The organism is Amycolatopsis sp. NPDC059027 (assembly GCF_042739735.1).
Taxonomy (GTDB): domain Bacteria; phylum Actinomycetota; class Actinomycetes; order Mycobacteriales; family Pseudonocardiaceae; genus Amycolatopsis.
Genome location: NZ_JBHYIK010000052.1, coordinates 54,073 through 68,391 on the forward strand (window position 1 = coordinate 54,073; position 14,319 = coordinate 68,391).

At 69.2% G+C, this 14,319-nt stretch carries 13 protein-coding genes; 4 read left to right on the forward strand and 9 right to left on the reverse strand.

Annotation, left to right across the window (positions count from 1 at the left end; translation table 11 throughout):
• Nucleotides 1-24: 24 nt before the first annotated feature.
• Together ACFWY9_RS30865 and ACFWY9_RS30870 are read right to left on the reverse strand one after the other, a co-directional pair.
• Nucleotides 25-672, reverse strand: coding sequence for a LuxR C-terminal-related transcriptional regulator (locus tag ACFWY9_RS30865; RefSeq protein ID WP_378324011.1), 648 nt, complete (start codon nucleotides 670-672; stop codon nucleotides 25-27).
• Nucleotides 673-949: 277 nt separating this feature from the next.
• On the reverse strand, nucleotides 950-1,543 hold the full coding sequence (locus ACFWY9_RS30870; RefSeq protein WP_378340524.1) for an ANTAR domain-containing protein: 594 nt from the start codon (nucleotides 1,541-1,543) through the stop codon (nucleotides 950-952).
• A gap of 288 nt (nucleotides 1,544-1,831) precedes the next feature.
• Here ACFWY9_RS30870 and ACFWY9_RS30875 point away from each other — a divergent pair, with 288 nt between their 5' ends.
• Nucleotides 1,832-2,476 (forward strand): sigma-70 family RNA polymerase sigma factor, encoded by a 645-nt coding sequence (locus ACFWY9_RS30875; protein WP_378323921.1) that lies wholly within the window; start codon nucleotides 1,832-1,834, stop codon nucleotides 2,474-2,476.
• A gap of 3 nt (nucleotides 2,477-2,479) precedes the next feature.
• Here ACFWY9_RS30875 and ACFWY9_RS30880 read toward each other — a convergent pair whose 3' ends face one another.
• The 3 genes from ACFWY9_RS30880 to ACFWY9_RS30890 form a co-directional block, all read right to left on the reverse strand.
• Complete coding sequence (locus tag ACFWY9_RS30880; RefSeq protein WP_378323922.1) at nucleotides 2,480-3,439, reverse strand: hypothetical protein; 960 nt, start codon at nucleotides 3,437-3,439, stop codon at nucleotides 2,480-2,482.
• A gap of 301 nt (nucleotides 3,440-3,740) precedes the next feature.
• Nucleotides 3,741-4,460 carry a GAF and ANTAR domain-containing protein gene (locus tag ACFWY9_RS30885; RefSeq protein WP_378323923.1) on the reverse strand — a complete coding sequence of 240 codons (720 nt, stop codon included), beginning with the start codon at nucleotides 4,458-4,460 and terminating at the stop codon, nucleotides 3,741-3,743.
• 59 nt (nucleotides 4,461-4,519) lie between these two features.
• Nucleotides 4,520-5,269 carry a GAF and ANTAR domain-containing protein gene (locus ACFWY9_RS30890; RefSeq protein ID WP_378323924.1) on the reverse strand — a complete coding sequence of 250 codons (750 nt, stop codon included), beginning with the start codon at nucleotides 5,267-5,269 and terminating at the stop codon, nucleotides 4,520-4,522.
• Nucleotides 5,270-5,761: 492 nt separating this feature from the next.
• On the opposite strand from ACFWY9_RS30890, the gene ACFWY9_RS30895 reads away from it, so the two are divergent.
• The 3 genes from ACFWY9_RS30895 (at nucleotide 5,762) to ACFWY9_RS30905 (ending at nucleotide 6,945) form a co-directional block, all read left to right on the forward strand.
• The gene (locus tag ACFWY9_RS30895) at nucleotides 5,762-5,989 is read left to right on the forward strand and encodes a hypothetical protein (protein ID WP_378323925.1); all 228 of its coding nucleotides are present in this window, start codon (nucleotides 5,762-5,764) and stop codon (nucleotides 5,987-5,989) included.
• A gap of 207 nt (nucleotides 5,990-6,196) precedes the next feature.
• The gene (locus tag ACFWY9_RS30900; RefSeq protein ID WP_378323926.1) at nucleotides 6,197-6,490 is read left to right on the forward strand and encodes an ANTAR domain-containing protein; all 294 of its coding nucleotides are present in this window, start codon (nucleotides 6,197-6,199) and stop codon (nucleotides 6,488-6,490) included.
• Nucleotides 6,491-6,549: 59 nt separating this feature from the next.
• Nucleotides 6,550-6,945: a response regulator transcription factor gene (locus tag ACFWY9_RS30905; RefSeq protein WP_378323928.1), complete on the forward strand. Its 396-nt coding sequence runs from the start codon at nucleotides 6,550-6,552 to the stop codon at nucleotides 6,943-6,945.
• Here ACFWY9_RS30905 and ACFWY9_RS30910 read toward each other — a convergent pair.
• From ACFWY9_RS30910 to ACFWY9_RS30925, 4 genes are all read right to left on the reverse strand, one after another.
• Nucleotides 6,935-11,437: a HAMP domain-containing protein gene (locus tag ACFWY9_RS30910; protein WP_378323929.1), complete on the reverse strand. Its 4,503-nt coding sequence runs from the start codon at nucleotides 11,435-11,437 to the stop codon at nucleotides 6,935-6,937. The genes ACFWY9_RS30905 and ACFWY9_RS30910 overlap by 11 nt on opposite strands.
• A gap of 68 nt (nucleotides 11,438-11,505) precedes the next feature.
• Complete coding sequence (locus ACFWY9_RS30915) at nucleotides 11,506-12,489, reverse strand: transcriptional regulator (RefSeq protein ID WP_378323930.1); 984 nt, start codon at nucleotides 12,487-12,489, stop codon at nucleotides 11,506-11,508.
• Nucleotides 12,490-12,672: 183 nt separating this feature from the next.
• Nucleotides 12,673-13,746 (reverse strand): PAS domain S-box protein, encoded by a 1,074-nt coding sequence (locus ACFWY9_RS30920; protein ID WP_378323931.1) that lies wholly within the window; start codon nucleotides 13,744-13,746, stop codon nucleotides 12,673-12,675.
• Nucleotides 13,747-13,822: 76 nt separating this feature from the next.
• Nucleotides 13,823-14,319, reverse strand: a 497-nt coding sequence (locus ACFWY9_RS30925) for a response regulator transcription factor (protein ID WP_378340525.1), incomplete at its 5' end; no start/stop codon positions are given.

Genomic DNA, 14,319 nt, shown 5'->3' on the forward strand with positions numbered 1-14,319 from the left:
CTCCCGGTCCTCTCCCGTCGTGGGTCAGGCTATGCCGAGGTCGCGCGCGAACGCGGCGAGCTGGGTGCGGCTGCGCAGATCCAGCTTGGCCAGTATGCGTGACACATGCGTCTTGACCGTCGACTCGCTCACCCCGAGTTCCCGTGCGACTTCGAGGTTCGAACAGCCGTAGGCGATCAAGCGGATGACGCCGCGTTCGCGTTCGGTCAGGGGTGTGGCCCCGCGCGGCTCGCGCCTGCCGGGGCGGCCGCCGCGGAACTCCTCCAGCAGTTCCCCCGCCGCCTGCGGGGAAAGCCACGCTTCCCCTCCCGCAACGGCTTTCAGTGCGGCGCCAAGGGTCCACGCCTCCTGGTTCTTGATGAGGTACCCTCGCGCACCCGCCCGCGCAGCCCGCGCGGCGTCACCCCGGCGGTACGCGTCGGCGAGGACCAGTGTCCATGGCGCACGCCTCCCGGTGGACCGGACGACCTCGGCCACGACGGCGATCCCGTCCTCGCCCGGCAGATCCCGGTCGACGAGGACCACGTCCGGCTCCACTGCGGCCAGTGCGGCGAAGACGTCGCTCCCGGTTTGCGTCACATCCTCGACGACTTCTGTTTCCGGCTCTTTCGCGAGAATTCTCCTGATCCCGTTCGAGCTGATGGACGAACCCAGGACCAGCAATATCCGCATCACGATCGGCGCCTACCGGTTCCGGCCCCTTCCCGGATTCCCATAGTGCGACGCGCACCTCGCGAAACAGTGTCCCCGGTCAAGCATTCCACCTCCGACTGCGGCCGTCCGCGCGGCCACGACATCCCCGCACCGAGATCAGAAATTAGCGTGCCCCTGACGAAACCGGCAATCTGCAAACCGTCCGTGTTCATCCCTTTACCGCATGCTGCCCGGCGCAGAGCCGCGAATTTCCGCCGTTCAGCCGAACGTATTCTCGGCCACCCGGCCGAAGCGGTCACCCCGGTCGTTCCGGGCGTGTCCGGGCCCCGGACGCGACCACTTCGGCGGCCGTGACCTCCACCGGTTGCCGCCGCGAGCGCGCGAGGGCCAGCAACGATTCGCGGCCTGCCGCCGGATCGGTCTTGTACCGCTCCGCGAGGACACCGGTCGCCTGCGCGATCACCACCGTGCGGTCCAGTTCCGCCTGCAGCAACGCACTCCGTGCGGCCTTCTCGCGGATCCGCTGCCGGTGCAGGAGGCCGATCGCCGCGGCGTCCGCGAGCGCGGAAGCGGCGCGCAGCGCGTGCGTGTCTTCGCCTTTCCCGTCCGCGTGAATGAGGCACAGCAACCCGACCGTGTCCGTCCTTCTGCGCAACGGCACCACGGTGGAGTCCGAGAGCCACAGCCGGGCCCGGGTGAGGCCGGCACCGGCGTCGGCCACCATCCGCAGGCGCCCGCCGGAGCCGGCGAACAACAGCACCACGCTGTCGGCCCCGGCCAGTGCCCGCGCCCGCTCGACGAGGAAACGGCCGAACATCGACTCGTCGAAATCCGGCGCCAACGTGTCGGACAATAGGATCATCGACTCGATCAGCTGATCGCCGCACATCGCGGCTCCCTCCGCCAGGCCGGATTCCGGTTTTCCTTGCCAGGACAATGAAACACGAACCCCGGCCGCCCACCACACCCAGGAGCAGGTAGCGTGCGGCGATAGTTGCCGAGCGTGTCCGTGATCGGCTTTTCCTCGCAAACGGGTGCCGGAGGCCACGACGGTGGACAAGCTCCCGCCAATGGGGCAGGGTTGTCTCCCGTACGCCCGTGCTGTCCCGGACCCTGATGGTCGAGCGTGAACTCCGAAGGGAATTCCGACCGACGCGATCGATCCGGGAGCAGCCGAATGCGTGGAAATGCCCAGGAATTTTCCCACATTCTGCCCACCGCGAGCACTTTCACCCGCCCGGACGCGCGGCTCATCGCAGCCGCGGTCACCGGCGAGCGGGAGGCACTGAACGCCCTCGCCGAGGTGCTGCGGCCGATGGTGCTGCGCTACTGCGTCAGCAGGCTCGGCGTCCAGGAGACCGGCTGCGCCGGCGCCGAGGACTGCACGCAGGAGGTCCTGGTCGCGGTGCTGGTCGCACTGCCGCGTTATCGCTATCGCACGGACCGCTTCCTGTCCTTCGTCTTCGGTGTCGCCGCGCACAAGATCAGCGATCTGCTCCGGCGACGCGGCAGGGAACGGTGCGAGCCGCTACCCGATCCCGACGCCGTGGTCGCTCCCGAACCGGTCCCGCCGGAGGACGCGGTCGAACGCCTCGACCAGCAACGCCAGCTCAGGCGGATGCTCCAGCGGCTGCCCGACAACTACCGGGAGGTGCTGGGCATGCGGGTCCTGTTCGGATTCACCGCCGAGGAAACCGCCTCCAAGCTCAACATGCCCAGCGCCGCCGCGGTCCGCGTCACCCAGTTCCGCGCGCTGACCAAGCTGCGCCGATCCGCCCCCGCGGCCCCGCCACGGGAGGGCGCGTTGCTGGGCGCCCGGTAGTCATCAGGCCGGTTGCGCCCGGAACCGGCCGATCAGCTCAAGCAGTTCACCGCCGCGCGGGCTCGGCCCGTTCCGCCGGATGGCCTCGTCCAACGGCCACAAGCGGTCCTTCGTCCGCGCCGACCGCAGTCCGCGCGCCAGCTCGATCGCTTCCGTGCCCGCCCCGGCGGCCTCGTCGAGATCGCCCGCAAGGGCGTGGCACACCGCGAGCCAGATCAGCGTCAAGGAGCAGCTGCGGGCCATTTCCGGTCCGTAGCCGTCGATCGCCTTCGTCAGCTCGGGAATCGCCCGCTCCCCGTGCCGCGTGTCCACCGTCCTGGCGAGCTCGGTCCGCACCGTACCTGCCATCGCCGCCAGATCGGTGGCGCCGAAGAACGCCGCCCACGGCGCGGGCGGCGTGTCCCGGGAATCCGCGAACTCGTCCGCCGCCCGGCCCAGGTTCGCCAGCGCCTCGTCGGCGTCGCCCCGCATCGCGTGCGCCCACGCCTGGTTGGCCGAAAGGATCGCCTGACCGAGAGCCGATCCGGCGCGCCGCGCGGCTTCCTGGCCGCGGGCGAACTCGGTCACCGCCGCCCCGACGGCGTGGTAGTGCAGGTGCAGTCTGCCGAGCCGGTAGCACACGTTCGCCACCAGATCATCGTTGCCCGCCTCGGTCGCCAGTTCGATCGCGCGCTCGAACCTACGCTGGGCGACCCGGGCGTTCCCGGCGTCGAACTCGGTCCAGCCCAAGAGGTTCTCCGTGTCGGCGAGCACGGTGCACAGCCGCGCACGGAGGTGCTCGGGCACCATCCCCCGGCGCAACAGGCGGCCACTGGTCTTCAGCACCCGCAGTGCGTCCCGGCAGTAGCCACCGCCGAGGCGGTAGTCGAGCGCCCGGAACGTCTCGACCGCCGCCTCCAGGTCCTCGATGTCCGCGGTGTCGACTCGGACTGGAAGCCGTTCCTCACCGGTGAGCGCGGTCATCACCACACCTCCGAACGCACCACGAGTCCCTGACGGATGTCCATGGAATTCCCACGCTCCTGGTATTTCAACCGGACGAACAGACAGCCGTCTGGGTCCAGGACGGGATTACACCGTCGCGGCACATCTGCGTACCCCGGCGTCCACAGCTTCACTGATGTTAGTAAGTCCGGATGCCGGGACCATCCGCCGATCGGGCGCAGTGTTACGGCGTGCGGATATCCACGCATTCCCATCCGCACTTTCCGATGCACGGGAATCCGCGACCGGCGCAATGTACACCCCGCCGCGCACGGGAATATCAGGCGGAGAAAAGATCCTGGACGTCTTCGGAACGCGAGACGACCGCCGTCGCGACCTCGGTCAGTTTCCGGTTGTTGCGCCGCGAATATCCGCGCAGCACCGCGAACGCGCCCGCCATGTCGAGGCCGAGCCGTTCGGCGATGAAGCCTTTCGCCTGCTCGATGACCACCCTGCTGGACAGTGCAGTCTGCAACTGTTCGATAAGGACGTCGTAGTGCCGGGCCGAGCGCGCCTGCAGGAGGCCGATCGTGGCCACGTCCACCATGGCCTGCGCGGTGCGCATCGACGGCCCGTCGAGCGCTCCCGGCGCGCCGATCAGCAGGTTCAGCACGCCGACGATGTCGGACCGCAACCGCATCGGCAGCGCGTAGGCGGCCTGGAAACCGGCCGCGGACGCCTTGAGCGCGAACGAGGGCCATTTGGCCTCCGCCCCGGGCAGATCGGTGTAGCCGACGACCGCGCCGAGCCGATACGCGTCGGCGCACGGGCCTTCGTCGATCTGCAACTGGAACAGCTCGTGGGTCCGGGATTCCTCGTCCGCGCTGGCCACCACCTGCAGGCCACCGCGGGGATCGGCGAGCAGCACGCCCGCCGCGTCGATCTCGAGCAGTTCGACACAGCGCAGGGAAAGGAGGTGGAGGAAATCCAGCACGTCGAAGTCGTCGACCAGAGTGTCCGCCAGTTCGACGAGTACCTCGGTCAGACTGTCGTCACGCATCGACCCACGCACCTCCGCACCCGGAACACCCTACAACGATCACGGTCATCCGCTGCGTCTCAGCCGGGATCCCGTTCGGGTGCGAATCTCAGCCGCCGCGCGACCACATCCGCCGCCAGCTCCGCCAGCCCGCGGTGTTCGGCGAAGGCACGTGCCCGCAGCCGGGCGTAGGCGTCCTCCAGGCTCACGTCCAGCTGTGCGGCGACCATTCCGGCCGCCTGGTGCACCTGTGGGCTCAGCAAGGGGAAGCCGTTGCCCGACCCGACCAGTTTCCCACCCCCTGTGTGGGTCTGCTCATTGAGGAGCAGGATCCAGACCAGCTCGGCGAACGAGAGCGCCTCGCCCACCGCGGCCCTGGGCAGCGATCCGGGTTCGGCGCAGTAGAGCGTCAGCGCCCCGGCACGGCTGGCTCCGGCCGACAGCGGCAGCACATGACACGAGCGGGCACCCGCTTCGACGGCCAGCGGCACGAACAGCGGCCAGCGACGGCCGATCGCCGGTGCCTCCAGGTCGGCGACGAGCACGGGGACGCCGGTGCGCAGCACCAGGCTCCCCGGCCCCTCGCCGACGGTCGCCTCGATCTCGGTGAGCCGGGTGCCCAGCTCCCCCGTCGCGTACCGCAGTTCGGCGGTACCGGCCCCGGTGCCGACCACCAGGCACGCGCCCTTCACCCCGAACCGGTCCACCACGGCCTCGCAGACGAACTCCACGGTGACGCGCCTGCGCCGCGCCCGCGCGAGCTCGCTCAGCGAAGTCCAGAGCTTCGCGAGCCGCGAGTCGTCTCTGCTTCCGTCGTGAACCGTGACCACGTTGTTCCAGGCTTTCCGGACACCAGCGGCTTCCCGAACAGGAAAACCCTTGCCGATCCTACCTATCCCCGTGCCGCACGCCCGGCGCAACACCCCGGGCGGGTCACCCTCCGCGAGAGTTCGAACATACGCGCGATTCCCGCGCTCGGCGACCCCCATTGTCGCCGAGCACCGATGGCTGCGGGATCCTTACCGATCCCCTCTCGCGAAACCCTGAAACAATAGTGCCGAAAGTCCCCGGTTCGCCGGTGCGCCCGCATCCGGCGCAGTCTCGCTCCGGGAACAGATCTTCCTTGTGCGACAAGAGGATCCGCGCCGACGCACCCGGTTGACCTATGGCGGGACGCGGAATACTGCGGGACAGTGGCCGCGGAGCCGATTCTCGCCCCGTTCACCCCGCGAGGGAAGTGGTCCCGGAAATGATCGAATACTCCGGGCTTCCGGCAGAACACCTGTCGCTCGCCCCGCCCGGCATCCGGGCGAACCCGTAACATGCCCGCGAAAGCCCGCCCCGACCTCGGCGCCGCGCTCGCCACCGCCGCCCGCTGGCTGGACGAGGTGCCCGGCGTCGTCGGGGTCGGCCGGGGCTACTCCGACGGCGCGCCCGCCCTCGACGTGTGGGTGAATCCCGGCACGGTGCCCGCCGGGCGGCTGCCTTCCCGGCTTTTCGGCGTGCCCGTGCGCGTGCACGGCGCCGGTGGACCATCGGAGGCGAGCTGATCCACTCGGCCGCCCGCTTTGTCCTTTGTGGACTGCGATGCGGCGAAGGGCGCTTTCAGCGCGCTCAGCGCTATGAAGGACCCCTTCACGGCGCTGGTCGTCCCTCGGGGTATTCCGTTTCGAAACCCGGCCAGGGTCATTTGCACCTAACGGGCCCGGGACCTTCGTGTCTTCACCGGTCACCGCGCGCTGTGTGATCCTTCGTGCATGGACACCACGAAGTCCCGGCCCCCGAATCTCACCGCCCAGAGCAGCGAGATCGAAGCACTGCGGAACCGCCTCCGCTACTACCGTACGCGGGCGGATCAGCTCCAGTACGCGCTGGACCACCGGCTGCCGATCGAGCAGGCGAAGGGTATCCTCGCCGAACGCTACGGGATCGACGTGGACGAGGCATTCGCCATGCTGCGGTCCTTCTGCCGGGACCACAACCTCAAGATCCACGATGCCGCCCGGGCGTTGATCGGCCAGACGGGTGAAGCCCGGCGCGTGGCGTGCTGAGCGGCACCATGGTCAGTCTGGGGGCCGACTACGCCGGCGAGGGAGGTCCGGGGGCTCTGATGGGTCCGAGGCGAAACCACTCCCGGCTGCGGATACTGATCGCTGACGACAACCCGATCGTCCGCGACGCGCTGCAAGCGCTGCTGGAAACCGAACCGGATCTCGACGTCGTCGGGGTCGCCGGTGACGCGGCCGAGGCGGTGGAACTGGCCGAGCGGTGCGCACCCGAGGTCGCCGTACTGGATGTGCGCATCCCCGGCGGCGGGGCGTGGATGGCGCGGGAACTCCGCCGCCGGGTCCCCGGGCTGGGACTGATGGCCTTCTCCGCGCACAGCGACAGCGGCTCGATCGCGCAGATGGCCGCGGCCGGGGTCACCGAGTACCTCGTCAAAGGCAGCCCGAACACCGAGATCATCGCGGCGATCCGGCGGCTCGGCGAGCGGGTCAGCGACTGAGCCAGCGTTCCATGCAGGCGAGCAGTTCGGCGGTGTCCACCGGCTTCGTCACGTAGTCGCTCGCGCCCGCGGCGAGGCTCTTCTCCCGATCACCCTCCATCGCCTTGGCGGTGACCGTGATGATCGGCAGCCCCGCGAACCGCGGCATCTCGCGGATCGCGGCGGTGGTGGCGTAGCCGTCCATCTCCGGCATCATCACGTCCATCAGGATCAGGTCGATCCCCTCGTCGGCGAGCAGCATCTCGATGCCCTTGCGGCCGTTCGGCGCGTGCACCACCCGCAGCCCGTGCAGCTCCAGCATCCCCGAGATGGCGAACACGTTGCGGGTGTCGTCGTCGATGAGCAGGACCTTCCGGCCACGCAGCCGGTAGGACGTCGGCGGCTCGCCGTCGCGCTCGTTCTCCGTCGACGGCGCGGGCGCGGTCTCCGGCTTGCGCATCAGCGGCAGGATTCCGTCCAGCTCGCTCGCGGACAGGTGCAGCATGATCCGCTCCCGCAAGGAGTCCAAAGAGGACAGTAGCTCCACCGGGTGCACCCGGACGTGCGCCTGGAGCAGCCGTTCCTGCGCGGCGGACAGCTTCCGGCTCGCGTGGGCGAGCACCGGGACCTCGATCGGGTCCGGGCCCTCGGTCAACCGCTTGAGGAAGGTCAGCGCGGTGGTGCCCGGCATGCTGGTGTCCAGCACGATGCAGCGGAACGTCCGCGCGGTCAGCGCGTCGATCGCCTCGGCGGGGTTGGACACCGCCTCCACCCCGACCACCGGCACCGCACCGTGGGTGTAGGCCAGATCCGCCGCGACGCCCCTGGCCAGCAATGTCAGGAGGTTGTTCTCCTGGCTTTCCACCACGAGGACGCGGCGACGGCCGAGCTGCTCGGCGGCGTCGGGCCGCTCGGTGCCGGGGTCGGCGGTGCCCGCGGTGTACTGCGCGACCGGCAGGAACAGGGTGAACGTGCTGCCCTCGCCGAGCCTGCTCTCCGCGCGGATCTCCCCGCCGAGCAGGAACGCGACCTCACGGCTGATCGACAGGCCGAGCCCGGTCCCGCCGTACTTCCGGCTCGTGGTCCCGTCGGCCTGCTGGAACGCGCCGAAGATGGAGTCCAGATTCTCCTCCGCGATCCCGATCCCGGTGTCCGCGACGACGAAGGCGACCAGCTCGTGCCCGGCGGGCGAGGACAGCACCTCCTGATCCACGAGCTCGACACGCAGCTCGACGCTGCCCTCTTCGGTGAACTTCACCGCGTTGGACAACAGGTTGCGCAGCACCTGGCGCAGCCGCTGCTCGTCGGTGAACAGCAGGCCCGGCACGTCCCTGCCCACCGTGACCTGGAAGTCGAGCCCCTTCTCCGCGGTGAGCGGCTGGAACGTGGTCCGCACGTAGTCGACCAGCTGCCGCAGCGGGAACGGCTCGTGATGGATGTCCATCTTGCCCGCCTCGACCTTCGACAGGTCGAGGATGTCGTTGATCAGCTGCAGCAGGTCGGTGCCCGCGGACTGGATCACCTTGGCGAACTCGACCTGTTTCGGGGTCAGGTTCTGGGTCGAGTTCTGCGCGAGCACCCCGGCCAGGATCAGCAGGCTGGTCAGCGGCGTCCGCAGCTCGTGCGACATGTTGGCGAGGAACTCCGACTTGTACTTCGACGCGAGCGCCAGCTGCTGCGCGCGTTCCTCGATCTCCTGCCGCGCCTGCTCGATCTCGAAGTTCTTCACCTCGATGTCGCGGTTCTGCGTGGCCAGCAGTTCCGCCTTCTCCTCCAGCTCGGCGTTGGACCGCTGCAGTTTCGCCTGCTGTGCCTGGAGTTCCTCCGACCGCGCCTGCAGTTCGGCGGCGAGCCGCTGCGACTCCTCCAGCAGCGAGTCCGTGCGCGCGTTGGCGATGATGGTGTTGACGTTGACGCCGATGGTCTCCATCAGCTGTTCGAGGAAGTCCCGTTGCACCGCGGTGAACCGGGTGAAGGAGGCCAGTTCGATGACACCGAGCGCCTGGTCCTCGAACACGATCGGCAGCACGATCAGGTTCACCGGCGCGGCGGAGCCGAGGCCGGAGGAGATCTTGACGTACTCGGGCGGGGTCTGGTCGACGACGATCGGCTTCTTCGCCTGCGCGGCCTGCCCGATCAGCGACTGCCCGAGGTCGAACCGCGTGACGACGTCGGCGCCTTCGCTGTGCCCATAGGCGGCGATCAACCGCAACCGGGGCCGGTCCTCGCCCGGCTCGGTGAGAAAAAACGTGCTGTGCTGCGCGCCGACGAGCGGGGCCAGCTCGTTCATGATCAGCTGGGCCACCACCCGCAGATCGCGGTGCCCCTGGATCAGCCCGGAGATACGCGCGAGGTTGGTGTTGAGCCAATCCTGCTCCTCGTTGGCCCGGGTGGTCTCGCGCAGCGACTGCACCATCGCGTTGATGTTGTCCTTGAGTTCGGCCACTTCTCCTTGCGCCTCAACGGAAATCGACCGGGTGAGGTCGCCGGTCGCGACCGCGCCGGTGACCTCCGCGATGGCCCGCACCTGGCGGGTCAGGTTGCCCGCCAGCTCGTTCACGTTCTCGGTGAGCCGTTTCCACGTGCCGGACACACCCTCGACCTCGGCCTGCCCGCCGAGCCTCCCTTCGCTGCCCACTTCGCGCGCGACGCGGGTGACCTCGGCGGCGAACGCGGAGAGCTGGTCGACCATCGTGTTGATGGTGGTCTTGAGTTCCAGGATCTCCCCGCGGACGTCGACGTCGATCTTCTTGGTCAGATCGCCGCGTGCCACCGCGGTGGTCACCTGCGCGATGTTGCGCACCTGGCCGGTGAGGTTGTTCGCCATCGAGTTGACGTTGTCGGTGAGGTCCTTCCACGTCCCGGCGACGTTGGGCACGCGCGCCTGGCCGCCGAGAATCCCTTCCGTACCAACCTCTCGCGCGACCCGCGTCACCTCGTCGGCGAACGCCGAGAGCGTGTCGACCATGGTGTTGATCGTCTGCGCGAGTGCGGCCACCTCGCCCTTGGCCTCGACCGTGATCTTCTGGGACAGGTCGCCGCGCGCCACGGCCGTGGCCACCTGCGCGATGGAGCGGACCTGATCGGTGAGGTTGTCGGCCATCACGTTCACCGACTCCGTCAAGCCTTTCCACGTCCCCGAAACGCCCTTCACATCGGCCTGCCCGCCGAGACGTCCTTCCGTGCCCACCTCCCGCGCGACGCGAGTGACCTCGTCCGCGAACGAGGAAAGCTGGCCGACCATCGTGTTGATCGTGTCCTTGAGTTCCAGGATCTCGCCCCGCGCGTCGACCCGGATCTTCTGCGAGAGGTCGCCGCGCGCGACGGCGGTGGTGACCTCGGCGATGGAGCGGACCTGATCGGTGAGGTTGTCGGCCATGACGTTCACCGACTCCGTCAGGCCTTTCCACGTCCCCGAAACGCCCTTCACGTCGGCCTGCCCGCCGAGACGACCTTCCGTGCCCACCTCCCGCGCGACGCGAGTGACCTCGTCCGCGAAGGACGAAAGCTGGTCGACCATGATGTTGATCGTGTTCTTCAGTTCGAGGATCTCGCCGCGCGCGTCGACCCGGATCTTCTGTGTCAGATCGCCCTTCGCCACCGCGGTCGCGACCTGCGCGATCGAGCGGACCTGCGCGGTGAGGTTGCCCGCCATGAAGTTCACCGACGTCGTCAGATCCCGCCACGTCCCCGCGACACCGGGCACCTGCGCCTGCCCGCCGAGGATCCCTTCGGTGCCGACCTCGCGCGCCACCCGCGTCACCTCGTCCGCGAACGCCGACAGCTGATCCACCATGGTGTTGATGGTGTTCTTGAGTTCGAGGATCTCGCCCCGCGCGTCGACGGTGATCTTCTGCGACAGATCGCCCTTCGCCACCGCGGTGGTGACCTCGGCGATCGAGCGCACCTGGTTGGTGAGGTTGCCCGCCATGAAGTTCACCGACGTCGTCAGATCCCGCCACGTCCCCGCCACGCCGGGGACTTCGGCCTGCCCGCCGAGACGTCCCTCGCTGCCGACCTCGCGCGCCACCCGGGTGACCTCGTCCGCGAACGCCGACAGCTGATCCACCATGGTGTTGATCGTGTTCTTCAGTTCGAGCATCTCGCCTTTGACGTCGACGGTGATCTTCTGCGACAGATCGCCCTTCGCCACCGCGGTCGCGACTTCGGCGATGTCGCGGACCTGGCCGGTGAGGTTGCCCGCCATGGCGTTGACCGAGTCGGTGAGGTCCTTCCAGGTCCCCGAGACCTCCGGGACCGAGGCCTGACCGCCGAGCTTGCCCTCCGTCCCGACCTCCCGCGCGACCCGGGTGACCTCCGAGGTGAACAGCGCGAGCTGGTCGACCATCCCGTTGAACACGGCGGCCATCTCGTCCACCAGGCCGTCCTCGGCGCGGGGCAGCCGGGTGCTGAAATCGCCGTCCCGCACCGCCTTCAGGCCGTCGAGCAGTCGTTGCAGGCCTTGGTCGTCCAAGGCCGTCCCGCTCCGCTTCACCGCTCGTGATTCGGCCATCGCGTGCTCCCGGGGTCGAGGGGGGGTGGTCGCAAGGGGGTCGCGCCGCCGTGGCCGCGCGGCGGGGTTCAGGCCGCGGTCCGGAACTCCGCGACCTGGTCGGCCAGCTCGCAGGCGGACGGATTCGCCTGGCGCAGCCGCGCCTGCTGTTCGAGCGGGGCCAGCCGGTCACGGAACCGCCGCGAACTCAGCGCCATGGCCTCGGTCAGCGCCCGGTCGGCGACCGCGACGGCCTCGTCGACGTCCTCCGAGAGCAGATGACTCGTCGCCAGCATCGTCAGGCACAGCGACCTGCTGCGGGCCATGCGGTCGCCGTACCGCGCCACCACCCGGGTCAGCTCGTTGACCGCCATCGCCGCGTACATGGTGTCGACGGCGGCGGCGAGTTCGACGTAGACCGTGCCCGCCATCGCGGCCAGGTCGGTCTCGCCGAAGAACTGGGCCGAGGCCGGGGCGTCCGCCGCGTCGGCGCGTTCGAAGGCGTCGACCGCACGACCGAGCGCGGCGAGCGCGGGCCGGGGATCGGCGAGCTTCGCGTAGGCCCACGCCTGGTTCGCGTACAGCACACTCAGCATGAGCGTGCACTCGCCGGACTCGGCGGCGACCACACCGCGCTGGAACGCCTCCAGCGCCTCGCGCGGGGCGTCGTGGTGCAGGAACACCCGCCCCTGCCGATAACGGATATTGGACAGCAGCGCGTCGTCGCCGCCCTCACCGGCGAGCTCGGCCGCGTGGTCGAGCCAGGCGTGCGCGACGACGGGACGTCCGGAGTCGAACGCGGTCCAGCCGGCCAGCCCGGCCAGATCCGCCAGTGCCGAGCACAGCGCGGCACGGACCGCCGAGGAGCAGTCGGCGTCGAGCAACCGGAGCGCCCAGTTCAGCTGCGCGGCCACCGCGTCCCGGCACCAGCCGCCACCGTAGCGGTAGTCCAGCGCGCGGAACGTTCTCGTCTCGGCCTCCACCTTCCTGACTTCGGCGCAGCCGATCCGGCCGCGGCCCACCACGGGCCAATGGGAGTCGGTGCAGTAGGAAAATGCTTGCTCTACGGTCATTTCGGGCCTCCGTGATCGGGTACCACCGAGGGGTGGGCCACCGGGGGCCGGAGTGACGAGCGGGTTCATTTCGTGCGGAGCGCGGGAATGCCGGGACTGGCCGAGCGGCAACCGGGCTCCCCGGTATTTTTTCACGCCCGGCGGCCGGAGGCATTGCCGACGCCGATTGCGTTTCCGCATCGATCAGCCCTTCTCGCCGCTGCGCGTCCGATATTCGGGCATCCAGAATTCGATCGTCACGCCCGCGCCGGGCGCGCTGTCCACCGTCAGCCAGCCCTGCGCCGCCTCGGCCCGCTCCCGCATCGCCGAAAGACCGACGTGTTCCCAGCGCCCGGCGCCGACCGCCGCGGCGTCCATGCCGACCCCGTCGTCGGACACCCGGACCAGCAGCCCGCCGTCCCGTTCGGCGAGCACGACGTCGACCCGGCTCGCCGACGCGTGCTTACGCACGTTCACCATCGCCTCCTGGACGATCCGGAACACGTTCACGACGACCTCCGGGGTGAGCGAGGAGACGTCGATGTCCTGCCGCAGCGTGCATTCGAGCCCCCAGCCCTCGACCACGTCGTCGAGGTAGGCGCGCAACGCGGACACCAGATCGTCGCTGTCCTGGACCGGCGGCCGCAGATGGGCGACCAGCGCGCGCAGCCTGGCGATGGTCTCCTGAATGGACTCGTCCAGCCCGGCCAGCGCCGTGCGCACCTCTTCGGACTGGCGCGCGGCCAGCATCTGCAGCCGCATGCTCACCGCGATCATCGACTGGATCGAATCGTCGTGGACGTCCCACGCGATCCGCCGCCGCTCGGTTTCCTGTGCCCGCACCAGATGGGTGAACACCTGCTGCCTGCCCACCCGGTCCAGCGACGGCGTCAGATCACGGACCACCTTGCCGAATCCGACGATCTCGCCCCGTTCGTCACGCACGGCGGTGAGCACGGAATTGGCCCAGAACCGCGTCCCGTCCTTGCGAAGCCGCCAGCCTTCCTCTTCGAACCGGCCCTGGTCGGCCGCGGCCGCCAGCTCCGCCTCCGGCTTCCCGTCGGCGACCTCCTCCGGCGGGTAGAACACCGAGAAATGCTGCCCGATGATCTCGTCCGCCCGGTATCCCTTGATCCGTTCGGCGCCGGCGTTCCAGGTGACGACGAAACCACGCACGTCGGTGGTGAAGATCGCGTAGTCGACGACGTTGGCGATGAACAGTTCGAAGAGGGCCTGGCTCGGCGGCGCCGCGCCAGGCCTTCCCGATGACGTGGTCATAGTGCAGCTTCCCACGCGTTCCGGCGTGCTTTCCCCGTTCTCACCCGAGCAGACGAATGATCGCCGGGGAATCAGCTCACTCAATGAGTCCGGTCCGCCGGGCGACCGCGACGGCTTCCAGTTTCGAATGCGTCCCGGTCTTGGTGAGAATGCGCTGCACGTGATTGCGCACGGTATTCCGCGCGAGCGCGAGTTCTTCGGCGATCTGTTCGGTGCCCAGCCCTTCGGCCACCCGGATCAGCACCTGCCGTTCCCGGATGGTCAGCGCGGGCGCCAGCAGTTCGGGTTTCCCGGCGAGTTCGGCGAGTGCGCCGGCGAGCAGTTCGGGCTGGATGACGATCTCGCCGCCCGCGACCGTGCGAATGCTTTCGACGAGTTGCCCGAGCAACCCGGATTTCAGCAACAGCCCGGCCCCGCGCGCTTCGAGGATCCTGGCCGCCATGGCACTGTTCGCGTCGCCGGTGAAGATCAGCACCCTGGTGGACGGCGATTCCGCGCGCCGCCCCCGGAACGCGGGGGTTTCGGCGGCGGCGGGCCGCCGGGCGGGCCACCGTAAGAAGTCCCGCCCCTGGC